The sequence below is a fragment of the Thermosporothrix hazakensis genome (assembly GCF_003253565.1).
GTDB lineage: Bacteria > Chloroflexota > Ktedonobacteria > Ktedonobacterales > Ktedonobacteraceae > Thermosporothrix > Thermosporothrix hazakensis.
The window spans coordinates 161,682-186,920 of the sequence record NZ_QKUF01000005.1 but is presented as its reverse complement, the minus strand read 5'-3'; the positions used below and the strand labels follow the sequence as shown (position 1 = coordinate 186,920).

The 25,239-nt window shown below is 51.2% G+C and carries 22 protein-coding genes; 14 read left to right on the top strand and 8 right to left on the bottom strand.

Annotated features, from left to right (window positions below):
• The first annotated feature begins 52 nt into the window (after positions 1-52).
• Positions 53-991: an LOG family protein gene (locus EI42_RS10205; protein ID WP_211326110.1), complete on the top strand. Its 939-nt coding sequence runs from the start codon at positions 53-55 to the stop codon at positions 989-991.
• 63 nt (positions 992-1,054) lie between these two features.
• On the opposite strand, the gene glgB is transcribed toward EI42_RS10205, so the two are convergent.
• Positions 1,055-3,079, bottom strand: a complete 2,025-nt coding sequence (glgB, locus tag EI42_RS10200) for a 1,4-alpha-glucan branching protein GlgB (protein ID WP_111321493.1) — start codon at positions 3,077-3,079, stop codon at positions 1,055-1,057.
• Between the two features lie 277 nt (positions 3,080-3,356).
• On the opposite strand from glgB, the gene EI42_RS10195 reads away from it, so the two are divergent.
• The 4 genes from EI42_RS10195 to EI42_RS10180 all read left to right on the top strand — a co-directional run bounded on the left by EI42_RS10195 (position 3,357) and on the right by EI42_RS10180 (position 6,477).
• On the top strand, positions 3,357-3,761 hold the full coding sequence (locus EI42_RS10195) for a TraR/DksA family transcriptional regulator (protein WP_111321491.1): 405 nt from the start codon (positions 3,357-3,359) through the stop codon (positions 3,759-3,761).
• A 179-nt stretch (positions 3,762-3,940) separates the two neighbouring features.
• Complete coding sequence (gene lspA / locus EI42_RS10190; protein ID WP_170142520.1) at positions 3,941-4,510, top strand: signal peptidase II; 570 nt, start codon at positions 3,941-3,943, stop codon at positions 4,508-4,510.
• Between the two features lie 34 nt (positions 4,511-4,544).
• Positions 4,545-5,492, top strand: a complete 948-nt coding sequence (locus EI42_RS10185; RefSeq protein WP_111321688.1) for an RluA family pseudouridine synthase — start codon at positions 4,545-4,547, stop codon at positions 5,490-5,492.
• Positions 5,493-5,751: 259 nt separating this feature from the next.
• Positions 5,752-6,477, top strand: a complete 726-nt coding sequence (locus tag EI42_RS10180) for a hypothetical protein (protein ID WP_111321487.1) — start codon at positions 5,752-5,754, stop codon at positions 6,475-6,477.
• Positions 6,478-6,559: 82 nt separating this feature from the next.
• Here the strand turns inward: EI42_RS10180 and EI42_RS10175 are convergent, their stop codons facing one another.
• Positions 6,560-6,904, bottom strand: coding sequence for an HU family DNA-binding protein (locus tag EI42_RS10175; RefSeq protein WP_111321485.1), 345 nt, complete (start codon positions 6,902-6,904; stop codon positions 6,560-6,562).
• 1,024 nt (positions 6,905-7,928) lie between these two features.
• Here EI42_RS10175 and EI42_RS34295 point away from each other — a divergent pair.
• The 8 genes from EI42_RS34295 (at position 7,929) to EI42_RS10125 (ending at position 16,616) form a co-directional block, all read left to right on the top strand.
• Positions 7,929-8,558 (top strand): LysM peptidoglycan-binding domain-containing protein, encoded by a 630-nt coding sequence (locus EI42_RS34295; RefSeq protein WP_281278983.1) that lies wholly within the window; start codon positions 7,929-7,931, stop codon positions 8,556-8,558.
• Positions 8,559-9,267: 709 nt separating this feature from the next.
• Positions 9,268-10,569, top strand: a complete 1,302-nt coding sequence (locus tag EI42_RS10155; RefSeq protein WP_111321481.1) for an extracellular solute-binding protein — start codon at positions 9,268-9,270, stop codon at positions 10,567-10,569.
• Between the two features lie 113 nt (positions 10,570-10,682).
• Positions 10,683-11,624, top strand: a complete 942-nt coding sequence (locus EI42_RS10150) for a carbohydrate ABC transporter permease (RefSeq protein WP_111321479.1) — start codon at positions 10,683-10,685, stop codon at positions 11,622-11,624.
• Positions 11,625-11,626: 2 nt separating this feature from the next.
• Positions 11,627-12,484 (top strand): carbohydrate ABC transporter permease, encoded by an 858-nt coding sequence (locus EI42_RS10145; RefSeq protein ID WP_111321477.1) that lies wholly within the window; start codon positions 11,627-11,629, stop codon positions 12,482-12,484.
• A gap of 387 nt (positions 12,485-12,871) precedes the next feature.
• Positions 12,872-13,330, top strand: a complete 459-nt coding sequence (locus tag EI42_RS10140) for a PTS sugar transporter subunit IIA (protein ID WP_111321475.1) — start codon at positions 12,872-12,874, stop codon at positions 13,328-13,330.
• A 43-nt stretch (positions 13,331-13,373) separates the two neighbouring features.
• Positions 13,374-13,658, top strand: coding sequence for a PTS sugar transporter subunit IIB (locus EI42_RS10135; protein WP_111321473.1), 285 nt, complete (start codon positions 13,374-13,376; stop codon positions 13,656-13,658).
• A gap of 50 nt (positions 13,659-13,708) precedes the next feature.
• Positions 13,709-15,118 (top strand): PTS ascorbate transporter subunit IIC, encoded by a 1,410-nt coding sequence (gene ulaA / locus EI42_RS10130; RefSeq protein WP_111321471.1) that lies wholly within the window; start codon positions 13,709-13,711, stop codon positions 15,116-15,118.
• A gap of 541 nt (positions 15,119-15,659) precedes the next feature.
• Positions 15,660-16,616, top strand: coding sequence for an ABC transporter permease (locus EI42_RS10125; RefSeq protein WP_111321469.1), 957 nt, complete (start codon positions 15,660-15,662; stop codon positions 16,614-16,616).
• A gap of 134 nt (positions 16,617-16,750) precedes the next feature.
• Here EI42_RS10125 and EI42_RS10120 read toward each other — a convergent pair whose 3' ends face one another.
• Genes EI42_RS10120 through EI42_RS10100 form a run of 5 tightly spaced genes read right to left on the bottom strand, consistent with a single transcriptional unit; the run spans position 16,751 to position 21,632 of the window.
• The gene (locus EI42_RS10120) at positions 16,751-17,587 is read right to left on the bottom strand and encodes an ABC transporter ATP-binding protein (RefSeq protein WP_111321468.1); all 837 of its coding nucleotides are present in this window, start codon (positions 17,585-17,587) and stop codon (positions 16,751-16,753) included.
• A gap of 13 nt (positions 17,588-17,600) precedes the next feature.
• Positions 17,601-18,638, bottom strand: a complete 1,038-nt coding sequence (locus EI42_RS10115; protein ID WP_111321466.1) for a FecCD family ABC transporter permease — start codon at positions 18,636-18,638, stop codon at positions 17,601-17,603.
• Entirely contained in the window at positions 18,631-19,680 is a 1,050-nt protein-coding gene (locus tag EI42_RS10110) for a FecCD family ABC transporter permease (protein WP_111321465.1), read from the bottom strand. The genes EI42_RS10115 and EI42_RS10110 overlap by 8 nt, the downstream gene beginning before the upstream one ends.
• A 5-nt stretch (positions 19,681-19,685) precedes the next feature.
• Positions 19,686-20,666 (bottom strand): ABC transporter substrate-binding protein, encoded by a 981-nt coding sequence (locus EI42_RS10105; RefSeq protein WP_111321464.1) that lies wholly within the window; start codon positions 20,664-20,666, stop codon positions 19,686-19,688.
• Between the two features lie 15 nt (positions 20,667-20,681).
• Positions 20,682-21,632: a ferredoxin family protein gene (locus EI42_RS10100; RefSeq protein WP_170142519.1), complete on the bottom strand. Its 951-nt coding sequence runs from the start codon at positions 21,630-21,632 to the stop codon at positions 20,682-20,684.
• A gap of 251 nt (positions 21,633-21,883) precedes the next feature.
• Between EI42_RS10100 and EI42_RS10095 the strand changes: the two genes are divergently transcribed.
• The gene (locus EI42_RS10095; RefSeq protein WP_111321460.1) at positions 21,884-22,795 is read left to right on the top strand and encodes a phosphotransferase family protein; all 912 of its coding nucleotides are present in this window, start codon (positions 21,884-21,886) and stop codon (positions 22,793-22,795) included.
• A gap of 51 nt (positions 22,796-22,846) precedes the next feature.
• Here the strand turns inward: EI42_RS10095 and EI42_RS10090 are convergent, their stop codons facing one another.
• Positions 22,847-25,231 carry a heavy metal translocating P-type ATPase gene (locus tag EI42_RS10090; protein ID WP_111321458.1) on the bottom strand — a complete coding sequence of 795 codons (2,385 nt, stop codon included), beginning with the start codon at positions 25,229-25,231 and terminating at the stop codon, positions 22,847-22,849.
• Positions 25,232-25,239: the final 8 nt, after the last annotated feature.

The following is a 25,239-nucleotide window of genomic DNA, read 5'->3' as shown; positions in this document are numbered from 1 at the left end:
CAGGAGAGAAATAGAATATCACAAAAGAAAGTGTGTTGTGGGGCGAAAAGCTATGAAAAATGACGATTCTCATCGCAGTACACAGAACGGCCATTCACATGTGAATGAAGATGCGAACGCACATGGTCACTATAAGCCGTATAAGCGCCGTCGGCGTGGGGAGAACATACGCAATTGGCGAGGGGAAGGACGAGCGGTTACTGAGGACGAGAGATTGCTTCGTCGCCCGACTCAGCCTCTGGTCAGCCCCAGTGAACCTACACCGCTGGAGAAAATACATGCTGATGAGCATGCCTTTGAGCGTGCGCTGAACTTCGATTTTACTATTACGGACCCCTGGCGAGTCTTCCGTATTATGAGCGAGTTTATCAATGGGTTTGATGAACTGGCTCATATTCCCCCGTCGGTGGCGATCTTTGGTTCGGCGCGAACAAAACCGAGTGATCCAGCCTACAAGGCCGCTATAGAGACTGCACGGCTGCTTGCAAAGGCCGGGTTCGGCGTGATTACCGGTGGAGGGCCGGGGATTATGGAGGCGGCCAACCGAGGGGCGCAGGAAGGCGAGAATCTCTCGATTGGTTGCAATATTGAGCTGCCGTTTGAACAGTCCTCGAATCAATATCTGGATATTGACCTTGAGTTCCGCTACTTCTTTGTGCGTAAAACAATGTTTGTCAAGTACTCAAACGCGTTTATTATCTTCCCTGGCGGTTTCGGCACGATGGATGAGTTGTTTGAGGCTTTGACACTGATCCAGACAAAGAAGGTCAGCAATTTCCCGGTAATCCTCTATGACTCGAAATACTGGGGGGGATTGGTCAACTGGATTCGGACCACCATGCTGGATTCAGGCAAGGTGTCACCTGAGGATCTGGACTTGATTCAGGTATCGGATGATCCCGAGGAGATCTGTCAGCTTGTGTGTGACGCGTATCAGCGCAACCATGAACTCGAAAAAGAGGACAGAAACCGTGAGAAGTCAATCCGGTAGCCGAAAAGAAAAGCAGGAGGAGGAGCTATCAAAGAACTCCGCCTCCTTTTTTGTTGGCCCGGTTCACGCCTCCGCTTTGTCTTCTTCCTGCTTGCCAGGGGGGTGCCACTTGAGAAAGATGGTGCTGAGTGGAGGCAGCGTGAGCAGAATAGAATGTGGGCAGGACTGCCAGTAGAGCGGCCCGCTTGGCATATGTTGTTCGTTGCGTATGCCGCTACCGCCAAACCGGGTATCATCGCTATTCAATACCTCATAATACTCGCCAGCATACGGCACCCCGACTCGATAACCCGAACGCGGAACTGGCGTAAAGTTACAGATTACGACTACGGTATCTTCAGGGTGTTTGCCTTTGCGCATAAAGGAGATCACGCTGTTCTCGGTGTCGTAGCAATCAATCCAGCTAAAGCCCTCCGGGTTTGTGTCCAGTTCGCTGAAAGCAGGCTCTGTCTGATAGAAGCGGTTGAGCTCCTGCACATAGGTTTGCAACTGGGCATGGTGAGGATCACTGGGCGGTTCGAGCAAATGCCAATCCAGGCTCTCTTTATAATTCCACTCATGCCATTGCCCGAACTCCCCCCCCATAAACAGCAGCTTTTTCCCGGGATGCCCCCACATGTACCCATAGAGCGCTCGCAGATTGGCGAATCGCTGCCAGAGATCACCCGGCATTTTGGTCAGCAGCGAGCCCTTCAGATGAACGACTTCATCGTGTGAGAAGGGGAGCACGAAGTTTTCGGAGTAGGCATACATCAGCGAGAAGGTGATATTGTTGTGATGATAACGGCGATGAATCGGGTCAAGGTGCATATACTCAAGCATGTCGTGCATCCAGCCCATATTCCATTTATAGGTAAAGCCCAGACCGCCGACGTAGGTAGGCCGAGTGACCAGCGGCCACGCTGTGGATTCTTCCGCGATTGTGATCGCGCCCGGGATTTCTGCATACACGGCTTCATTGAACTGGCGCAAGAAATTCACTGCTTCAAGGTGCTCACGACCGCCGTACTGGTTCGCGACCCATTCACCCGCGGGACGCATATAGTCGAGATAGAGCATGGAAGCCACTGCGTCGACCCTGAGCCCATCAATATGATATTCCCGCAACCAGAAGAGGGCGCTACCAATCAGGAAGTTACAGACCTCGCTGCGTCCGTAGTCGAACACATAGGTTCCCCATCCCTTATGTTCACCTTTGCGGGGGTCTGCATATTCATAGAGGTGCGTGCCATCATAGTAGCTCAGGGCGTGCCCATCTTTGGGGAAGTGAGACGGCACCCAGTCCAGAATCACGCCGATGCCCTGCTGATGCATATAGTCGACAAAGTATTGAAAGTCAGCGGGGGAGCCAAAGCGGCTGGTTGGTGCGTAGTAGCCGGTGGTTTGATAGCCCCATGAACCGTCGTAGGGATATTCCGTGACCGGAAGTAGTTCGATATGGGTGAAGCCCATTTTCTTGACGTAGGCGGCCAGCGCATGAGCCAGCTCCCGATAAGTCATAAAGCGATCCTCTTCAACGGCACCTTCCTGATGCCGTTCTGGTACGTGTCGCCAGGAGCCCAGATGGACTTCATAGATCGAGATTGGTGCGTGAAAGTCCTGTTGCAGCCCGCGCTGTCGCATCCACTGCTCGTCATGCCACTGATACTGACTGATATCCGCGACAATCGTGGCGGTGCTGGGGCGCAGTTCAAAGGCGAAGCCATAGGGGTCTATTTTGTCCGCATGATAGTTATTGAAGCGTGAGTAAATGGCATATTTATAGAGCGTGCCGGGTTTCAGGTTCGGCACAAAACATTCCCAGATGCCCAGTTCAGCGTGACGTAAAATCATAGGATTCGCGCTTCGATCCCAGTGATTGAAGTCGCCAATGACGGAAACCATGCGGGCATTTGGGGCCCAGACCGCGAAATTGATACCGGAGACTCCGTTCACGGTGCGCTGATGTGCCCCCATTTTTTCATAGATATGATAGTGTTTTCCCTGTCCAAAAAGATAAAAGTCAAACTCGCTGAAAAGAGATGGTATTGCTCGCTGCTCTGCTTCAGAAGAGAGAGTATTTCCTGATTGTGGTTGCGATAATGTCATTGCTCACATCCTTAGTAGCTCTTAACCGCCAACAGCCGAAGATATCGCTTTCTATCACGCAAAAACACGGTATGCTCTTGCTTGAAGGCAATCTTCTACATTGATTATAACCCACACTGTATATGTGGTCCTTTTTGTCCTCCCTCGAAAGTATGACGCGGGTCTTGATAGAAGGCGTGCGTATCTCTGTCTGGAAAGACAGGGCTATGAGACTGCTTTCATTTCTATTACGTGTTTTGGATAAGAGACGCTTTGGGAGAAAGGAAGGTCAGTCGCCATGACGCTTGATATACAAAAGCTGAAGCAACGTTTACAGGAGAAAGAGAAAAATCTGAAAAGCAGCATCGACGGTTTAACAGAAGCGTATCCAACGCCGGTCGATCCGATCCAGATTAGCGAGGGTCCCCAGGATTCTGAAGAGACAGCCGTTGACTTTCTGGAAACACAGCAAGAGCAATCAACGCTGGTCAATCAACAGGCTTTGCTGGCCGAGGTCCAGGATGCGTTAAAGCGCATCGATGAGGGAACATATGGGCGCTGTGTGGACTGCGGCCAGCCGATCCCGGAAAAACGCCTTGAAGCGATGCCCTGGGCATCTCGCTGTGTCAAGGATGCCGAACGGCTGGAACAGCAAAATTTAAGTCGTGCCAGACCTGATAATACGGAAAAGCGTTTCTACTAGTGCTATGGGTGCGGGGAGTGCATGCCGCACTCCTCTGGCTCTTCCAACAAGAAAGATACGGGCGCTTTTTGAAAGGGGGGGCTTCCTTGACGCTCTTCAGTTCCCTGTCTATAATTCAAGCACAGGCATAATCTCTGTTGTACCCTCTGTATTTTTGAGGAAAGGAAGAAATATCCAGCGTGGCGGTTAAACGTGCTCGTATCTATGACGCAATTGCGCTGTTCACAGTGCTTCTGATTCTGGCGCTTGACCAGTGGACTAAGTTCCTGGTCGTAACGCATTTAAGTCCCCCGGAGAGTAAGCCCCCGATCTCGATTATCGGGAAATATTTGAGTATCTACTATATTCAAAATAATGGTGCTGCCTTTAGTATGCTGGATTCAAATCCACTGCTGCTTACGGTATTGATTATGGTGGCGATAGTCGTCATCAGCTACCTCTATTTTCGGAATCTGAACACCGGCTCACTCTTCTCTAAAATTATCTTCGGGATGATTATCGGTGGTGCGGTCGGGAACCTGATCGACAGGGCCCGCTACGGTGGATATGTGGTTGATTTTCTCTCGTTTCGTATTCCAGAGCTGAATTTTTCCTTCGCCATTTTTAATATTGCTGATGCCTGTATCTCGGTGGGGGTCGTTTTGCTCTTTATTCTGGTTCTCTGGAACGGGTTTCACCACTCAGAACAGGAGGAGGGCGCAGAGAAGAAGCTTCAGAGCTCGACCCCTTCTTCTTCTTCAAACGAGTAGCAATTGAGGTGGAATAGGACAGGTTATGCACAATATGGATGGAAATAAGGCGAATGCGCAGCAGATCTTTGCGGTGGAACCGGAAGCTGTCGGTCAGCGGTTGGATCGCTATCTTGTTGCCAGATTAACGGAGATCTCACGCAGCGGCGTACAACAGTTGATTGACGAGGGCGCGATTCTGGTCAATGGACGAGCCAGAAAGCCGGGCTATGCCTTACGCGCAAATGATACTGTCGAAGTCTTGCAAGCGACAGTTCCCACACCTCCGCAGGAGGTCTTGCCGCTGCCGGTGGCACTCGATATCCTCTATGAGGATGATGACTTGCTGGTGCTTAATAAGCCTGCGGGCATGGTGGTGCATCCAGCTCCCGGCCATTATGAGGATACGCTTGTCAATGCATTGGTTGCGCGCTATCCGCAACTGCAAGACGCAGAGGGGGATATGCGCCCGGGAATTGTTCACAGGCTGGATAAAGACACTTCTGGCCTCTTGATCGTGGCGAAAAATAGACCGACGCAAGCATTGCTTGTGGAGATGATGAAGCAGCGCGCAATCATCAAGCGCTATCTGGCTCTGGTTGAAGGGAATATTGCGCTTGATAAGGGGAGTATCGATGCTCCCATCGGACGCGACCCTCGCAATCGACAATTGATGGCAATCACGGCCACGGGGAGCCGAGACGCGGTGACCCACTTTCGGGTCTTAAAACGCTTTGCCCGCCATACGCTGGTACTGGCTCAACTGGAAACGGGACGCACCCATCAGATTCGTGTCCATTTTAAGGCGATCGGACACCCGATTGCGGGCGATCCTACGTATGGTTCGGGGCGCCGTATCTCGCATCATATACAACTTGGGCGTCAGTTCCTACATGCCTCTCAGCTTCAATTTGAGCATCCTCGCACTGGAGAACAACTGCTCCTGGAAGCACCTCTCCCTGCCGATTTACAGAACATCCTGGAAAACGAAAAGGCATTATAGGCACTGGTAAATGCTGCTGTTCCTATGCTATAATATCTGCTGACAATGCACGAGAAAAGGTATTCTGTCTGGAATACTGGCATATTGCAGTACAATGTTGGTATGTTGCCGCTGAAGGAACGGCATGCAAAACCGCACAACCGAGATCTCCTTTTGCGATGCGACACAAGCGAATGACGCAGCCAGCCTCCGGGCGTAAGTATTATTTCTTCTTCAGACTGGCATCCTTTTAGTTTGCGAGGAGAGGAGTTGCCTGCTTATGCCGATCTTAGCGAAAGATGGCGGAGAGATTGCACCGAGGAGCCTGGTGCGTCATCGCCCGATTTTTGGGAAGCGTGGACCGACAACGACTGATACGACCCCTTCTGTGCAGCGCGCGTCTCGTCCTCCTGCTGTCGATACTACAGATGATGTTACAGAGTGGACACAGGCACAGAGCACTGAAGCGCCAGGCATCGCAGGCCGGTTTCTCCGTCGATTCGACTTGAGGCGCCGTGCTATAGCCCGCAAAAGCGAAAAGGGATCGGGCCATTCGCTACTCTATCTTGGATTGGGAATGTTGGTCATGCTGGCGCTCTCGCTGTTGCTTGCCCCTATCGTGAGCTGGATCAACGTGACCCTTGATGATATCCAATACGGGCGGCCGCGCACCTTTCAGATTGATGCCCTGGTCGGGCATAGCGAGCAGAATGGTATCCCCAGTCATTTTATTGCTATCAACCACAACAGGCGTATCCAGATTATTGAATTCCCCGGTGGCGATTCCTCAAAACCGAAGGTCTATATGGGCCCACAATTATATGGAGAGAACGATGAACTGATACCGGTGACGCTGCGTTTTGTCGATGTTAACCACGATCGGAAGCCGGATATGATTGTCCTCTTTCGTGAATCGCGCTTTGTATACCTCAATGAGAACGGAGGATTCCGTCTGCTACAGCCTTCGGAACAGCAGAAGTATGAGCGTGAGCTAGAACAGATCTGAACATACAAAAAAGATCCCTCCATTGTGCAAATAGCCAATCAAGCTTCGTTGCTGCACAATGGAGGGATGAGTTTTGTGTTGTTTATTTCTTGGTACCTTTGGCTGTTTTGCTTTCGGCGGTTGCTTTTTTTGCAGAGCCTTGCGCGGCCTGTGCAAGCACGGCTCCCACTGAGAAGCCAACGCGTTTGCGTGCAGGAATGGTAATCTGCTGCCCACCCCGAATCGACTTCACCTTACGGGGAGCTACATCGCGTAATTCCCAGGTACCAAAGCCCATCAGGCGCACCTCATTGCCGCGCTCGATATTCTCGCGTACGACCTCGGTAAATGCGTCGATTGCCTTGTTGGTCTCTTTCAGGTTGAGACCGGCTCTGGCTGCGATCTGGTGAATCAACTCGTCTTTACCAACAACTTGCTTTTGTTTCATGGGATGCTACTCCTTTTCATGTGAATGCAGAGCGAGATGGCTCTGCTTTACGGACAACAAGTAAAGTCCGCTTGTATGGTTTCGTTGTTCTACGTAGGACGAACGGTGTATCAACTTTGCGTATTGGAATGGTGTTACCTTCCACTTCCACTATACAGATACCCACCAAATACTAGAATGATTTTGCAGAATACCTATGGCTCTGTCTTGAGAGGGGTCATTTGCAAAAAAAAAGAGAGGGGATGATGTGTATGGTGAGGGTTTTGTATTTATGCATGTATCTATTCGTCGCTATTCCGCTCATTGTGAAAAAATGGGCTTTGTTTTCCTGTGCGATACAGTTCTACTGAGAAAAAAGCTAGAAGAGAGGGGAAGGATTGACATAAAAGAGCGCCCGAAATACCTGTATATATCATTCAGGCAGGACAGGCATGTCTCTATTAGGACCAATGGGCTATGGTTGACCTGTGTCTTTGCGTATCAAAACGTTTCAATGTATTATGTTGACATCCTGAGTTGAACAGGTTGCCCGGTTCCAGATTAAGAAAAAGCTGAAAGATGAAGAAGCGGGTTGCCAGGGCTTGGGTGGTCGGTTAGCTGGTTCGTTGAAAGATTGAATCTAAGAAAAAGATTAAAGATCTGAACCAGAGGGCCGAAGACAAAATGTAACGGTTGACGGTTCGGTAAAAGATCAAATCTGAGAAAAAGGTTGAAGATCTGAGCCGGAGAGCCAAAGACAAAATGGAACAGTCGACGGCTCGCTGAAAGATCAAAACTTAAAAAGATTAAAGATCTGAACCGGAGAGCCGAAGACAAAGTGTAGTGGTTGACTGGTTAGATAAAAAATAGAATCTTAAAAAAAGATTAAAGATCTGAACCAGGAAGCCGAACACAAAGTATAGTGGTTAGCCTGATCGATAAAAAATAGAATCTTAAAAAAAGATTAAAGAAAATGATCAGGTAAGCCGAAGCTAGAGTTAGAGGTTGTCAAAGTTAGTCTTTACAGAGAAGAAAGAGGGGTACTTTGCAAGTACGACGTGACAAGTGGACAAAAGGACAGAATGGCAAGAAGCTCAGCATTTTCCGCAAGTTTGCACCTGGATTTATGGTCGCCGCATTAGCCGGTGTCATGGCACTGGCTGGCGTAACAGGCGCACATGCAGCCGGTGGGCAGGCCTACACGGTTGTTAGCGGAGATACTCTTAGCAGTATTGCTGCCCGCTTTGGTACTGACGTCTCCTCGATTGCGGCTGCCAACGGAATCGCTGACGTCAACGTGATCTATGCTGGTCAGTCATTGACAATTCCGACCGGTGGCGCTACCCAGACGACGAATGTTCCGTCCGAGTCGAAAGCACTCCCTTCGCAGCCTACAACCAGCGCTGCTGGCGGTTCGATCGTTGACATGATTCATCAGGTCTTTGGGCCGTATGGCGATCAGGCTGTCCGTGTTGCAACCTGTGAGTCGAGCCTGAATCCGAACGCATACAATCCTTCTGGTGCAACTGGACTGTTCCAGATCATGCCTGCCACATGGGCTGGTACATCGCAGGCTGGTAATTCGCTCACCGATCCCTGGGCAAACATCAATGCTGCTCATGAGATCTTCCAGCGTGACGGCAATAGCTGGGTTGAATGGGTCTGCCAGCCGTAATACACCCGGATTGTTTTGAGCAAGCGACGAGAAAACACACCATAATTTAATAGATAGTAGAAGAAGCAGTCACTGACAACCTCACATCCTTCTTGAAAATCAGTAGCGGTACCTTGCGCGAAGGTACCGCTACTGATTTTTTTGGCATGACTGGTGAAGAGCGAGAATGGCACGAATGCCGTGAAGGAGTGGGAGGAGAAAGGTATGCCACGAAGGGGATGTGATCATTTCTTTTATTCTCTTTTTTATAGTATCTTTAGAAATGGAAGTAATGGAGGAAAAGTTCACATGTGATATATGTTTCTACCGGTCAATGTGAGTCAATGGATAGTTCTATATGAGAGATTTTAAATGTCTTGCAAAATGTGAGATAGGTTATGTATAATTTATGCATTCAGTAGAGGTTTCTATTGCTATTGACGCCCGATAATGAACCGCTAGAATGGATTATCTTCAACGGTGTTACAAGGCCCATATGGAAAGAAAGGGGTATGGGTAAAAAGCTTCTTCATTTTGGCGCCATCTACCTATTGAAGATACTGGTGAGTGATTAAGGCATCATTTGTTCTGTCAGTATGACAGTTCCCGCTGGCTTTCTTTTTTTTGATTCGGCATTGAAGCCGGGTCGTTCAATTGGTTCTCGAACAATGACCTCAAGGGGGTCTGGCTCAACCTGGCAATGTTGCCAATTTGGTAAGGAGTAAATGGTATGGTTAGTTCAATGACGCGTCGCCACTTCTTTGTCAACGGGAGTAAGATCATTGTTGGTTCAACGATGCTCGGGGCTGCGCTTGCTGCTTGTGGTGGCTCTGGAGGATCTGCCCAGGACAACAAGTTACGGTATTGGGTCTTAGGATATTCACCAAAAGGAGGAAATGATACCGGGAAACTGACCGATGCAGCGGTTGCTGCCTTTAAGAAAAGCCATGCTGGTCTGACTGTCGATGTGACCGGATATACCGGTGATCAGGCCGGTTTTACCAAGCTGGTGCAGGCTGTCCAGAGTGGCAGTACCGTCGATGTATTTCGTCTTCCCTCTGATGTGTTACAGCAGTTGGTAGCACAAAAATCGGTCGCGCCTATCGACGATTTTCTGACCGAGGATGACAAGAAAGATATTTATCCGCAACTCCTGGACTCTGTACGGGGAGATGACGGGAAGCACTATTCCTGGCCGTTATGGGTTCCGCCGGTTGGTATGTTCCTCAACCTTGATATTTTTAAAGAACGCGGTGTAGAAGTTCCTCCTGACGATTGGACATACGAGCAGTTTGTTGACATAGCAAAACGTCTGACCTTTACCCGCAGCAACGGGCAGAAAGTCTACGGGTATTCAGGCGTGATTGACGCAGGTGTGGTAAACACCTGGCCTATTATTATGGGCGACGGCGCTTATCCGCTGAGCAAGGATAACAAGAAATACACCTTTAATACGCCTGAAGGCTACTCCGGTCTGCAAAAGCTGGTTGATCTGGCCTTGAAATACAAGGTTACTCCTCCCGATTTTGGCACCCAGGCACCCGCTGATCTGATTACCGGCTTTAGCGAAAAGCGCAATTATGCCATGTACAGTGAGCCAAGTGGTTCTTCAAAGACCTACCGGAACAAGAATATGAATTTTGTGGTTAAGCCGATGCCTATTGGTGCAAGCGGGAAACACATTACCGCTGGCGGTATTGGTTTGATCTCAGTCGCAAATCTGCGCGACGAAAACAAGCTCAAGCTGGCGATGGAAATGGCACGCTATCTGACTGGCTCTCAGGTCGCGAAAGATGTCGACGGCTACTATCTGGCACCCGGAGCACGTAAATCCGTTGTTGTGCAAGATCCTATCAACATGTTTACGCCGTTTGTTGAGTACACCTATATTACCCCGATGATTAAGCAGTGGCCTCAGATTCGGAAAATTCTGCATGACTCCATTCAGAAAGCTGTTCTGGGCAAGATATCGGTCAAGGAGGCTCTAGACGGGCCTGCCAGCGAGATCAATTCTATTTTGTCCGGTAGCTAATCAAAGGCAATGGCTGTTCCTGGTGGCTTTAACGTTTTTGGCTCACAGGCTCTTTGGGAGAGATGGACAGCAAAGCGTTAAAGCCACTTGCTTTCCCGTGTGAGGAGTAGGTAATGTCGAACATTGCTTTAGAAAAAGAAAATCTGAAGCGACCTTCCGGTGTTCGTGGAAAAATCGCTCGCTTCTTCAAAGCCTATGGATGGAGCTATTTCTTTGTTCTCCCAAGCTTTACGGTGTTCACCGTCTTCATTCTGATCCCGGTGCTCTGGGCGCTGGTGATTTCGTTCCAGAACTATGATTTCGCCTGGGATGGGACATGGGCAGGCTTTTCCAATTATGTACGGGCCTTTACAACTGAGAATGGCGTGTTCTTACGGGCAATCGAGCATACGCTGTTCTATACCATCATCACGGTCACCGCAAATGTGCTGATTGCACTGGCGCTTGCCAGTTTGATTCAGGGACGAAGCAAACACTGGAAAACGTTCTTTCTGGCAGCATATTATCTTCCGGCTGTAACCAGTGTGGTGATTATCGCGATTACCTGGCGCTGGATTTATAACAGTGAATATGGCCTGTTGAATTATCTGCTTGGTCTGGTCCATCTTCCTGCGGTGCGCTGGCTTTCCGACCCGAATCTTGTTCTGGGAAGCATTACTCTGTCGACCGTTTTAACAGTTCCAGCAACCGGGGTTGTGCTTTTTAATGCTGCGATGGGCAGTATCCCCACCGAGTTCTATGAGGCGGCGCGTATCGATGGTGCGGGTCCATTTCGGCGCTGGTGGCATATCACGCTTCCTTTGATTAAGCCAACGACGCTCTATCTGGTCGTGCTCTATACTATTGCCAGCTTTGAGGTGTTTGAGAAGGTCTTTGTGATGATCCCGGCGGGCGTGGGCGATAGCGCTCAGGTAATCGTGACACAGATTTATGAGAATGGTTTCCAGCAGTTCCGCTATGGGCTGGCTTCCGCACAGGCTTTTGTCCTGTTTCTGATGATTGCCGCTGTGGCTGTTGTACAGTTTCGTGTGTTTAAAACGGATGTGGAGTATTAACGATGGAACTTCGGGCAACGCCAACCGTCCGCAAAGCGCCGTTCAAACCCAGTACCGCACTGGCCTGGCTTGTCTTGATCGTAACAAGCTGTATCTCGCTCTGGCCGATGTACTGGCTGTTTGTGACCGCGCTGACGCCAACAACCTATACGTTGAAGACGCCGCCCGATGTGGTGCCGTTGCATGCCAGCCTTTCCAATTTTGAACGCCTGCTGACCCGCGCACCAGATTACTGGTCATGGGGCTTCAATAGCTTTCTGATCTCGATCGCCATTACGCTCTTTCACCTGCTTTTTGATACGATGGCTGGATATGCCTTTGCGAAACGGCAATTCCCGGGCCGCAATATCCTGTTCTGGATTATTGTTGCAACGCTGATGGTGCCTGCCTATGTCACCCTGGTTCCGATGTACATTGTGACTCGTGAACTGGATCTCTTGAACTCGCTCTGGGCCGTCATTTTGCCTGGTTTTGCTAATGTTTTTGGCATCTTCCTGATGCGGCAGTATATTCAGACGCTTCCGTCCGAGTTGCTGGATGCCGCACGCATTGATGGCTGTAACGAGCTTCAGGTGTTCTGGCATGTGATTCTTCCTCTCTGTAAGCCCGCGATTGGTGCATTGGCAATCTTTACCTTTGTGCGACACTGGAATGACTTCCTATGGCCGTTGATTGTGTTGAGCGATACGGCAAGCTTTACCCTGCCGGTTGGCGTGAATAGCTTGCAGAGCGAGTTTTCAACCGATTATGGTATCATCTTTGCCGGTGCGGCGCTGGCTGCACTCCCAATGATTGTCTTCTTCCTGATCTTTCAGCGCTACTTCCTGGAAGGTGTGCGCATGGGAGCACTCAAGGGCTAGGGATGTGCGCTGCTGGCATAGCTCCATCCCTTCCCGGGGAAGCTTTTCCCCTGTTCGCGTGTTCTTTGTAATAGGTAGAGTTCATAGGAAAAAAGAGGCCGGTTCTGGAGATCAATCAAGCACGGGGCTCGCCTCTTTTTTGTCCATTCGTTTTCTTCTTTTTATCGCTGAAGGTATCCGGTTGAGCATGCTCTGACATATAAACTGATCTTTAAAAAGAGGAGCTTTGTGTGCTACACTGTTTATACGCAACCAGGCGATGATGATGGGAGAGCAGGGGGCAAGCGGGTATGTTCTCCGATAACTGGTATATAGAATCGCGTGGAATTGTCGATAAGGTAATACAAAATACACCATTTTTCACTGCGCAAAGGATGGATTGTGGCTATGCAATTGGATCATTTGTTAACGAAAGAGACAATTCGCTTGCAGGTACGTGCAACAGGACGAATGGATGTTGTGCAGAAAGCGGGCGAGTTGTTGGTTGCAAGTGGAAATGCAGATGCGCGCTATATAGAAGCCATGAAACACTCATTAAAGACGCATGGCCCCTATATGGTGATTGTTCCGGGAGTCGCGCTTTTACATGCTCGGCCTGAGGATGGGGTAAGGCAGCTCTGTATGAGCCTGGTTACCCTTGATCCTCCGATTGAGTTTGGCAATCCGGATAATGATCCAGTCAGTGTCGCTTTCGCTCTGGGAGCCGAGGACAACAGCAAGCATGTAGAGGCGATTGCTGTTCTCGCCGGATTGCTCGAAGATGAGCAGGCTATGGAGACAATTCGTCACAGTACTTCGGTTGACGAAGTATTACAGATCATTGCGGCTGCTCAGGCTGGTGAGTAGAAGCCCTTTTTGTATTGTTGTTTCTTTTATGAAGGAGGAAATCATGAAGATTCTCGCAGTATGCGGTATGGGATTTGGCAGCAGTATGGTACTGAAAATGAGTATCGAGTCTGTGCTGAAGAGCGCCGGGATTAAAGCGGATGTTCGTACGGCAGATATTGGTATTGCTAAATCTGAAACTGCTGATGTAATTGTTACGTCGTCGGAGTTCTCCAAGCTCCTGCAAAACAAGAACATTCCTGTCGTCGTTGTGAAGAACTATGTTGATAAGAAAGAGATCGGCGAGAAGCTTCTTCCAATCGTACAGGGTGAGAAAAAGGGCTCCTGAATCCGGAGTAGCCACAAGCCCAAATCTTTCATGCGGAAGAGGTATTCGAGATGGATATTCTTGTAGCAGTTCTTCAGTTTATCGTCAATGAGATCTTGAGTAAACCGGCGCTGCTGGTGGGTATCATTGCGCTGGTCGGCCTGCTGTTTATGCGGCGCTCCGCCGGCGATGTGGTATCAGGAACCCTCAAGACCATTCTTGGCTTTTTGATTATGTCTGCGGGTGCGGACCTGCTTTCAGGAACGTTGACCCCACTGGGAGCGATGGTACAGGCTGGCTTCCACCTGCATGGGGTGGTGCCGACGAATGAGGCCATTGTTGGTCTGGCGCAGAAGGCGTTTGGCACCCAGACAGCCGCGATTATGGCTCTCGGTTTTGTGGTCAATATCCTGCTGGCGCGTTTTACTCCTGCAAAATTCGTGTTTTTGACAGGGCATCATCTTTTGTTTATGGCGACCCTGCTGGCAGTGGTGCTGGGAAGTGCTGGTATTACTGGCGTGAACCAGATCATTCTGGGTGCGCTTCTGCTCGGTACTGCTGCAACAGTGCTGCCTGCACTTGTCCACCCTTTTACTCAGAAGGTGACCGAGGGAGCAGGCTTTGCTCTGGGGCACTTTAACACGGTCGGATACATCATTTCCAGTCTGATCGGTAAAGGGGTTGGCAAGGTAATGAAGGACAAGAGCCGCTCTACCGAGGAAATTGAGGTGCCTGAGCAGCTCAGCTTCCTGCGCGACTCACTGGTTATGACCACGATGACTGTCATCGTGATCTACCTGATCCTGGCCATTATCGCTGGACCGGCTGCGATCGCCTCTCAGGCCGGTGGTAGCAATTACCTGATGTATGCCTTTACACAAGCGCTGACCTTTGGTGCAAGTGTGGCAATCATCCTGATGGGCGTGCGTATGATCCTGGCGGAGATTGTGCCTGCCTTCCAGGGTATCGCGGAGCGCATTGTACCGAATGCCCTGCCCGCGCTAGACTGCCCGACCACCTTTACATTTGCTCCCAATGCCGTCGTTTTTGGCTTTATTTCAAGCCTGGTCGGTGGTATTGTTGGTCTGTTCCTGATGGGCCCACTCGGGCTGGCGTTGATTATCCCCGGTATGGTACCCCATTTCTTCGATGGTGGTACCGCTGGTGTCTACGGTAACGCGACAGGTGGCCGCTTTGGTGCGATTCTGGGCGCCTTCATCAATGGTTTGCTGATTACGTTTTTGCCTGCCCTTCTGCTGGCCTTTATGGGCTCATTGGGTCTGAGCAATACCACGTTCGGTGACGCTGATTTCGCGCTGGTTGGTATTCTGTCCGGTCTTGGTTCACGCACAGGAGTGATCGGTCTGTACGTGATCGTGATTGTGGCGCTGGTTGTTCTGGTTGGCCTGGCAAGCCTTATCACCATCCGCGGAAAGCGCAAAGCGGAAGAGGCTGAAGAGGCCGTGGTTGAGAACGCATAGTTAGGCGCAACTCGCCAGAGGAACGCAGATGGTAAGAAGAAAAGGGTATGCTCTCACGGGAGATACCCTTTTTCTTTTTCGCTAATCCAGCGCTGCGGGAGTGGGTAACCGGTGTCTGAGCAAAGAGGCGGCGTTTCATTTTTAGCGCATCCGTGATATACTCTGTGTTATATTCTTGACCATTTCTTATCGAAAGATCCCTCTGTTATGATGGAGATAGGAAGTGGTCGTGAGCAAGCCTCCCTCTTGCTCTTCTATATCAACCTCATTTGAAGAGGTGCCTATCCTAATAGAAAGATTATCGCACTATCATCATGGAAAGAGCGAAAAGCCTGTATTCCATGAAGGATAGGTAAAAGATAATCAAACATCAGCGAAGAGTCACAATCAGGGCTGACGTGTGGCAGCATGTTTTTCTTGGCGAAAGGCGCGCACCCTCGGGCGTCTCTCTTGAGAGAATCTTGAGCTTGCATGCGTATATACAATAGAGCACTGTCAGCCGAGTTAACAAAAAGCTGATAACTATCACAAGGAGATAGGGATGGTCCAATTTCTTATTAAACGCCTGATAGGTTTCCTATTTGTCGTTCTCTGTATCTCTTTCATCACATTTATGATGGGGAGACTTGCCCCGGGTGATCCTATCAGGAACATGATGGGTCAGCACCAGGATCCACAGGTCTATCAGCAGCTCAGACACCAGTATGGGCTGGATAAGCCCATTCTCCAGCAGTATGTTGAATATATGGGCGGTGTGTTGAAGCTGGATTTCGGTCTCTCATATCAGGAGATCGGGCGCCCGGTATCTGAAATGATTGTTCAGGGTATCCCTGCTTCTGCCGAACTGGGCTTCTGGGGCTTCCTGCTTACGATTTGTGTCGGGCTTCCTCTGGGAATTCTTGCAGCGCTGAAAGCAAACACCTGGATAGATACGCTGGTGGTTGGTCTTTCACTGTTAACGTGGGCGCTGCCATCTTTCATCCTCGCAGTATTTGCTCAGGTCTTCATTGTCTGGCTGAATAAAGCCGGTTTCCCCTGGCCTGTCGCGAACTGGGGTCAACCCTGGCAGTATGGATGGGAAGACTTGCAGTATAAAATTGTGCCGATTGTCGTATACGCGGCTTTGAGCTTTGCTGGCTTTGTACGCTATGCCCGTAGCACTATGCTGGAAGTGCTCAGACAGGACTATGTCCGTACGGCACGCGCGAAAGGAATGTCGGAGCGAGTTGTTATTTATCGTCACGCGTTCCGCAACGCTTTGATTCCTCTGGTAACGCTGATCGGCGTTTCTGTTGGCTTCCTGATTACAGGTTCCTTCTTCATCGAGCAGATCTTCAACATCCCTGGCATTGGTAGTATTGGTCTGAACGCGATCAATAACCGCGACTATCCGGTGATTGTTGCAGCAACCCTGCTCTTTGCTTCCTGTGCTGTGGTCGGTAACCTGATCTCGGACCTGCTGTACTCGGTTGTTGATCCTCGGATCAAGGTCGAATAATATATCGGCGGAGAACGACCATCCAGAAGAAAAAGATGCCTCTTTGTACTGGCTCCCGTTGTGGGAGCGCCTGACAAAGAGGCATTTATTCTTTTCTCTATTTTAGAGATCCTGATTTATGGATCTCTCGATCCTCAGGAGACGCTGACCTTTGGGGGGATCGTCCGCATGACACAGTTATCGCAGTTCGTGCGTCGCATGGATGGGACACAGAGCGGGGTGCCGGTCAGAGGATCGGCAATCAGACGACACTCAATGCCAAAGGCTCCGCGTACCAGTTCTTCTGTTATCACTTCACAGGGATCGCCTGAAGCGACAATTGTTCCTTTCTGAAGCACCACGATGTGATGAGCATAGCGGCAAGCCTGGTTCAAGTCGTGAAGAACCATGACGATGGTGCGTCCCTCTCTGGCGTTCAGCTCGTCCAGCAGGTCCAGAATTTCGACCTGGTGCGCGAGATCCAGATAGGTTGTCGGTTCATCAAGCAGCAGAATCGGCGTGTTTTGTGCCAGCGCCATCGCGATCCAGACCCGTTGGCGCTGGCCGCCCGAGAGATGCTCTACCTGGCGTTCAGCCAGTTCGGTCAGATGGGTGGTTTCCAGAGCCTTCTGTACCATCTCCTCATCTTCCTCTGACCACTGCCGATACCACGTCTGATAGGGGTAACGCCCCTGGGCTACAAGCTCGCGAACCGTCATACCCTCGGGAGCAACAGGAGATTGTGGCAGGATGCCCAGACGCCGTGCAATCTCTCGGGGAGGGAGATGAGCGATTGCGTTTCCATCAAGATAGGCTGTGCCTCCGGTTGGCTTCAACAGGCGTGAGAGTACTCGTAAAAGTGTTGTTTTGCCGCTGCCATTTCCTCCGACCAGCGCGGTAATTTTTCCTGTTGGGATCTCTACATTTAAATCTTCAAGTACTCGAACTTTGTCAAAGGCAACGGTGATATCCTTTGCTTGCAGTGCGCTCATCAAGAAAAACCTCCTATAGATTGCGGCTCCTGAGTAATAACCAGATAAAGTAGGGTGCGCCGATCGCGGCTGTAATAACACCGCAAGGAACCTCGATAGGAGCGAATAGCACGCGTCCCAGGAGGTCGGCGAGTGCGACAATCAAAGCTCCGAGCAGAGAGGCTGTCGGAAGCAGGCCGTTATGTGAGGGACCAACCAGCAACCGCGCGATATGGGGGGCCATTAAGCCAACGAAGGCGATGGTCCCGGCAGTTGCGACCGAGCTTCCAGCCAGCGCTACTGCGGTGATTAACAGAATCAGGCGTAAGCGTTCGATATTGCTTCCAAGTCCGCGGGCCAGATCATCACCCAGATGCAGAGCATCAAGATGACGCGCCAGGAAAAAGGCCAGCGGTAGAAAGATTACCAGCCAGGGTACCAATGCCCAGAACTCACCCCAACTGCGCCCGTAGATGCTTCCTACCAGCCAGACCAGTGCCTGATTGACCCGAAAGATCTCCGAGGTGGAAATCATGATCTGGACCAGCGCTGAGGCGATTGCGGAAAGGCCGATACCCACGAGAATAAGACGAATAGGCGAGCTGCCTTTGCGCCAGGCCAACAGGTAAACAAGCAGTGCTGCCACGCCCGCCCCGAGAAAGGCAGCCACGGGAACGAAGGTAATCGAGATCCAGCTTGCAAAAATAATGAGGCCGACGGCGGCTAAACTGGCTCCGTGACTGATACCAATGATATCAGGAGAGGCCAGCGGGTTGCGGGTTAAGCCCTGTAAAATAGCGCCCGAGGCGGCGATTGCCATGCCCACAAAAATCGCAATCAGGGCTCGTGGAAGCCGGAGCCGCATGATGATAAAGGTGAACCGTTTATCTCCTGCGCCAAAAGGGGTCGCAAGCACATCCGGTATCGAGATCTGAAATTCACCAACACTGATAGAGATAACCGAGACGGCCAGGATCAGTACCAGCAGGATCAGCAACACCAGTGGCACATTTCTTTTGACGCGAAACGACAGGGGAAGCGCTTTTGAGCGGAAGACAAACCAATCACGCATTCTCTTTCCCCTTTCTGGCGTTTTGCTGTCTGACCAGCCAGATCAGGACGGGGGCACCGACCAGTGCTGTAATTGCGCCAACCGGAGCTTCTCCAGGATGGAAAATAATGCGAGCGACGATATCCGAGAGCAGCAGCAATAACGCGCCATATATCATGCTATAGGGAATGATCCAGCGATACTCAGTACCTACCAGTGCCCGGACAATATGCGGAATCACCAGGCCGACAAAGCCAATTGGCCCGGCAATGGAGACCGCACCACCTGCAAGCAGGACGATTGTTGCAGCGGCGACCAGTTTGATCGCGCCAACCCGTATCCCCAGGCCACGGGCAACGTCGTCACCCAGACTGAGAATGGTTACTTGCTTGCTGATGATGAGAGAGATAAGTAGACCCACTGCCATATAGGGAAGCGCTTGCAGGAAGAGGGACATGTTGCGTCCGGCAACCGCGCCCGCCAGCCAGAAACGGACTTCGTCTAATGCGCTTTCACGAATAGTCAGGAAACCCTGTGAAAGCGATGAAAAGAGCGTCGAAATGGTAGCGCCGGCAACGACAAGCTTGATGGGTGTCATTCCCTTGCGTCCAAGTGAGCTCAGGAAATAGACCAGCAGTCCGGCTCCCGCTGCGCCGAGCAGTGAGAACCCCGAATAAATCTGAAGCGAGGTTCCACCCATAAAGAAGGCAACGGCTACAACCAGGAACGAGGCCCCGGCATTGACTCCCATTGTGCCTGGTGAGGCCAGTGGGTTGCGTGTGACTGCCTGCATTAATGCACCGGCTACAGCCAGGCTTGCCCCGACACAGATCGCAATTAACGTTCTGGGAACACGGATATCTCGAATAGTGTACTGATCCGGGGTTCCGCTAAAGGCGAAGAGCGCGTGCAGAACGGTCGAAAGATCGATGTTCGCGGAACCGATAGCGAGGCTGGTGAAGGCAGCGAGTGCAAGCAGCAATACTCCCAGGAGTAAACCCGGGAGCGGCTGCTTACGAAATGGTCCATTCTGGATTGTTGTTAAGCCTTTACTATAAGCCATAGAAACTACTTTGCTAGATAGGTGAACAGGTCGTCTATGACCTTGTCTGCCGCACCAATGCCGAGCCCGAGGGCCCAGATGTCGTCGGAGACACGATAGACGCGCCCGCTTTTGACTGCCTGGAGCTGTTTCCATTGTGCCTGATGTGTCAACTCCTCAAGCCGATCCTCGCTGTTTCCATAGTTCATCAGGAAGATCACATCACCATCCATGTCTTTGATGCGCTCATAGCTGCTGTCCTCAATAAAGAAGTCGTCTTTATCCTGAACCGCAGGGCGTGGCAGACCTGCATCTTTGAGCAGGGTACCGACAAAGGATTTATTTTGATAAATACGGACCCGATCAGAGAGAACGCGCACCATTGAAACATGGGTGCTGGATAGTTTGGCTCCCATCTTCTGCTTGAACTCGGTCAGGCGCTGATTGTATGCATTCATCAGGCGATTGTATTCGTCTATCTTGTTCAGAGCCTCAGCCTGGAGCTTGAAGTTCTCTTTCCAGGGTGCGCCGACGGTTTCAGTGAAGACGGTAGGAGCAATCTCGGAGAGCTCTTTATAGATCTTCTCGTGGCGAACTTTGCTGCTCAGGATCAGATCAGGAGAGAGAGACATGATCTTTTCCAGATTTGGCTGCGCGATCGTCCCAACAAGCGTGATGGCTTTGGTCTTGTCACCCCAGTAGGTCAATAGTTTTCCATCCGGGAATGCGGAGACCGCACCAACAGGCGTAATACCCAATGCAATGGCGTTGTCGAGCTCACCTGTATCCAGCACTACGACCCGTTTGGGATGGGCTGGCACTTTGGTTTCGCCCATTGCATGTTTGATGACCCGGTCACCGGTATCGGTGTTGGAGGCGTTGGTATTGGCGGATTGCCCTCCACAGGCTGAAATAAGAAGAGAGAAGAGACAAAATAAGAGCGCCAGACTATGAAACCGCCAGTTCGGAAAACGATGTCCTGCTGTGGCGGATAGATGTCTCAACATAATATATAGAAACTCCTAAGCAAAGTGTAATGCGAGTTGTGATGGTGAATGCATGGTTGGCAGAAGCACATCATGCTTCTGAAGCCGTGTATAGGTGATGCGGTTCTGGTGCATTCCTTTGCAGGTAGAGAAGCAGGCAACATTCTTGAGCTCAACGGACAGGGTGAGCATATGAATGCTGTGGTCTGTATGAGAGGAGAAGGTCACGGTATAGGTATCCGTTTCTACCTCCTGAATATCTACCAGCTTGAAAGCATTTAGCGCCGTGGACCTCGTTTGGGCTCGCAAGAAGCAATCCGCCGCCTGTGCGATAGGACTGTAGCAGGAGCGCCCCCGCAGCTTTGGGATATAGACCTCACCATTGCGATAGGCCGCGACAATGTGCGGAAGCTCACTGATGGTGACACGTGCATAGTAGAGCCCGTGTGGGAAACAGACGAGATTGGCTGCGAATTTGTCTCCGCCCACATGTGAGGTTTGCCACGCCTGAGCGCCAACCAGTCGTGTCAGTTCGTTATAGATTGGCATTCCGAACTTGGCACAGCAGTGGTCATGCTTACCGTGGGTGCAGACAAGAAAAATAGGATCTTGTGAGAGATAGGAGTTATATGATGCGTGACCGGAAAGAATTGCCGAGAAATTAATGGAGAGCAGATCTTCATAGCTTCCGAACTGGAACTTGTAGACTGCTTGCCTGCCTTCTTGTGCGATGACAAAGAAGCAGGTAATGGTTTTCTGAATTCGGGTGTTCTGCCTGATAAATTGGGTGCGAAAGCGCGGATAGGCCTCTTTAAGCGAGGCAATCCACCCCTTGACCGATTCCGGGAGAGCGCTGTCTTCAACCGCATAATAATTCCAGGGTCCTGTGTATTCAAGCAACAACCACGCATCGATATGAACGGCGGTGCCGATAAAGGGTTCGGCCGCTTCTCGTGAAATCTGAGCGCAAAATCTTCTCTCTATCACTGTCAAGCTCCTGGGCTTTTGCTTTCTTCGAGTAAGGCTTTTGCGTGCTCACTTCGGGGCGCTAAAACCTTACTATTTTAGTCGGATATTAGCACACCCTAATTGCATTCGTCAAGAGGCCGTGGTTTTTGCCTGTCTGAATATACGCATTTTTCAATATAATTATAGCAGGGTTTTGAAGGTGTTGCTTGCCTGTGGTAGAGTGGGGTGCAAGAGATAGGACAATATAAGCGAGAGGAGCGCATTGTTTGATGAAGAGCGAGTTTGCACCTGAAGAACTGGCAGCCCTTGCAGGGAAGTGGATTTCGGAGGAAATAAAGGCCATTCAACCGGTGCGATCGGGGCAGGTCTCGAAGGCGTTTATCGTGTCAACGAAGGGTGGTCCGGACTATATCCTGCGTGTGAACGAGCAGGCGATCTTTTTTCAGCGCGATGCCTGGATCTATCGGCGTTATGCACACACGGGGATTCCTGTACCGGAGATGATCGCGCTTGGGGAGCGGGGGGACTTTGCCTATGCTATTTCGCGAAGGATGCCCGGCCAGATGCTAATGGAGTTGCCTGAGGCTGAAGTGACACAACTGCTTCCGCGCATGATTGAGATGTTGGACCGTATTCATCATTGTGATGTCAGTGAGAGTCGTGGCTATGGTCCCCTGGATCGTGAGGGGAACGGGATGTTTGCGAGCTGGACGGACTATTTGCTCTCGGTGAATCAAGGGGAGCAGGCCGAACGAATGGAGCGGGCATATCGTACCACTTGCCTGGATCGTGGGCTATGTACCCGGCTCTATGAGAATATGAGAGCGCTCAGCACCTTCTGTCCTCAGGAACGCTATCTGATTCATGGAGACTACAGCTTTGATAATGTGCTGACCGATGGCGGCGAAATCAGCGCTGTGCTTGATTGGGGGAGTGCCTCCTATGGTGACTACCTGTTTGATGTCTCATGGGGCTCATTCTGGGATTTTGGCGGGAGTTTCTTTCGGGCCTTCAAGGATTACTCGCAATTCTGCAAGACTTCCATTCCAGCTCTTGAGGAACGGATACAGTGTTATCATTGCTATATCTCGCTGGTGGCGTTGCTCTTTTTCGCGGAACGAGGACAGACCGACGTTTATCAGATGTTGAAGCAGGCTATTCTTACCGAGCTCTCCTTGTAGACTACTAAAGAGGGCCCTGCCACAAAAGACAGGGCCCTTTGTTTTCTTCCTTCAAGAGCGAGACCGAAGCAGAAGTAGACTATGCGCGATTACCAGAAGCGCGGCCCCTGTATCAGCCAGAATAGCAAGCCAGAGATTGGCAATACCGGCAATGGTCAGCAGCAAGAAGACGGCTTTAATGACCAGCGAGAAGGTAATGTTGACGCGAATGGTTCGCATCGTTGCCCGACTGAGCCGCAGCAGAAATGGCAGCTTGCGCAGGTCATCGGTCATCAGAGCCACATCTGCGGCCTCTAAAGCCGTATCACTTCCTGTTGCCCCCATTGCTATCCCGACCGATGCTTTCGCCAGCGCCGGGGCATCGTTGATACCATCCCCAACCATTGCGACCCGCTGATAGCGCTCGTTCAGTTGCACGATAGCCTTCAACTTCTGCTCTGGTAAGAGATTTGCCGCGACATCGGTCACACCAACGGCACGCGCAACGGCCCGGGCAGTGCGCTCGTTATCTCCCGTTAACATTGTGGTAGCCGCAATTCCGGATTGATACAGATCTTGCAGTGCTTCGGCGGCCTCCGGGCGAAGCTGGTCAGCAACGGCGATCAGGCCAGCCGGCTGCTTTTCTACACCTACAATCAGCACCGTTTTACCGGCTTCCTCCAGCGCGATCACACGTTGCTCAATGGTTGGTTCGAGGGGCGCAAAGAGCGCAGGTTTGCCAACCAGAATGGTTTGCTGCTCAACCAGTGCCTGTGCACCCTGACCGGGGAGCGCCTGAAACGCTTCTGGCTCGTTCCAGTTGAGCTCACGAGCCTTTGCCTCTTCCAGTATGGCGCTGGCAAGCGGATGCTCTGAATGTATCTCAACAGCGGCGGCCAGTTGTAACAGTTGCTCCTCTGAAAGGTCGCTAAGCGGTTCGACATCGGTGACTGCCGGACGGCCTTGTGTGATGGTACCCGTTTTATCAAAGGCAATAGCTTTCAGGCTACTCAAGATCTCAAGGAAAGCACCACCTTTGATCAGGATTCCAGCGCGAGAGGCGCGGCTGACAGCCGACACGATTGCGACTGGCGTTGAGATGACCAGTGCGCAAGGACAGGCGATTACCAGCAGCACCAGCGCACGATAGAGCCAGGTAACAAAGGGTTCCTGTAGCACCACTGGCGGAATGACGGCCAGGAGCACGGCAAAGATAGCGATAGCGGGCGTATAGTAGTGGGCAAAGCGATCAATAAAGCGCTGAATGGGTGCTCGCGAGCCCTGCGCCTCTTGCACCAGCGTGATGATCTTCGCCAGTGTCGAATCTTGCGCGTATTTCGTCACCTGTACTTCGAGCGAGCCATGCTGGTTAATCGTGCCCGCATAGACTTCATCACCGGTCAGCTTCTCAACCGGGATGCTTTCACCGGTAATGGGAGCCTGATTGACCAGGGTCATGCCCGCACTCACCAGGCCGTCGGCTGGAATGCGTTCTCCCGGGCGAATAAGAATCGTATCTCCGGGCTGTAGCTGTTCTACCGGGACACGACGTTCTCCCGCTGACGTTCTCAGGGTTGCTTCTCGTGGAGCAAGGTCCATCAATGCATGTAGCGACTTGCGCACGCGGTTCATTGAGCTTTCTTCCAGCATCTCGCCCAGAGAGAAGAGAATCACAACCGCAGCCCCTTCTTCCCACTGCCCGATGATGCCGGCTCCGATAACAGCGATCGTCATCAGAATGTTGATATCCAGTGTCCTGCTGCGAACCAGGGCAAAATAGCCGCTACGGGCAACACGATATCCACCAATAATGATTGCTAGAATGAAACAAATCGTGCTTGCCAGCGTGGGCGCATTGAGGGAGGGGAGCAGAAAACCGATGACCCAGAAACTGGCGGCGGCGGCGGTTGGGAACCAGAGCTGTACACGCTGCCAGAGAGCCAGCAGGCGTGAGGGAGTGGACTGGATGGCATGCTCTTCATGGGTGTGTTCTTCGCCACAGGCGCAGCCGATATGCTGATGACTTGCTTGCTCTCCCTGAATGCCGAAGCCTAGCTCACGCACGCAGCGCGTAATCTGGGCGGGTGTACAGCGTTCTCGATTATAGGCAATAAGCGCCTGCGCGTTCGCAAAGTTGACTTGAGCATGGAGGACGCCGGGCAAATTCTGAATTCCTCGTTCAAGCGTACGGCTGCACTCGGCACAATCAACGCCAGTCAACTGAAGCTTCTCATGCCGAATGGCCGGGATAAGTTTTTGCTGTGCGGCGAGAAGCAGCGTTTGCAGTTGGGTTGGCGTGGAGCGCTGCGCATCATACGCTATGTTCAGATGGCAGCCACAATCTTTCAATGTGACTTTCTTGACTCCTGTCATCTCCAGAAGGAGAGATTGCACACAGTCTTTGCAGGAATCGGCTCCTAGAGAGGCAAGGTCAAGCTCAGTTGTTTGAATTGCCATACTATTTC